This window comes from Oleiphilus sp. HI0067 (assembly GCF_001635735.1).
Genome location: NZ_LWFI01000219.1, coordinates 1 through 868 on the forward strand (window position 1 = coordinate 1; position 868 = coordinate 868).

At 42.9% G+C, this 868-nt stretch carries 1 pseudogene; it reads left to right on the top strand.

The window, feature by feature from the left end:
• Positions 1–166 precede the first annotated feature (166 nt).
• Positions 167–868, top strand: a pseudogene (locus A3739_RS30650) (ammonium transporter); the annotation flags it as partial.

The following is an 868-nucleotide window of genomic DNA, read 5'->3' on the forward strand; positions in this document are numbered from 1 at the left end:
ATCTTACTTCTGTCCAAACTCCGTCATTTCTATCCTTTTCTGTCTGGTCTAAACGCCACAAATTGATCTACATCAATTTTTAAAATTAACCTACAAATTCACTGCGTTTACGCCTGAATGACGACTAGCCTGACTGTTTAGTTTCTAATTATTGAGTTTGGTGACTGTGTCTGCTGAAGCGATCTGGTTAGCCGTTTGCGTATTCTTAGTTTTTCTCCAGCAAGTAGGTTTTTTATTGCTAGAATCTGGTTTGGTGCGTTCAAAAAACAACGTTAACGTTGCTGCAAAAAATGTCCTCGACTTATGTTTAGTGATTCTTCTTTTCTGGTTTGTCGGATAAGCAATTGTCTTTGATGGCGATCTTGTATTGGAAGGTGAGGGCTATCTAGTCTTTCTCTATCAGAGCCTATTTTTTGCACCCTGTGTAACGTTGATATCCGGAGCTCTTTCAGAGCGCGTTGCTCTCTGGGTATATGTCATTGTAGCGGTTTTTACCGCGGTCTTTATCTATCCCTTTTTTGCTTTTAATGTCTAGAGTCAGTCTGCACTGCTCGCACAGTTTGGGTTTGTAGACCTAGCTGGTTCGGCAGTTGTTCACGTCGTGGGTGGTGCGATTGCTTTGGCCGTACTTTTGATTATTGGTCCGCGGGAAGGTGTGTTTGTTAAAGGGCGCAAAGTGGCTCTTGCCGCTAATATGCCTGTAGCCGTTGGCGGTGGATTTTTATTGTTCATAGGCTGGTTAGGATTTAACGGTGGTTCAGCATATCGCTCAGATATCGACGTATTTTTAGTCATTGTTAATACGGTTTTCGCTGCATGTGGAGCGGGTGCTTTTGCTGTAGTATTTTCACTGCTGCGACGCTCAATT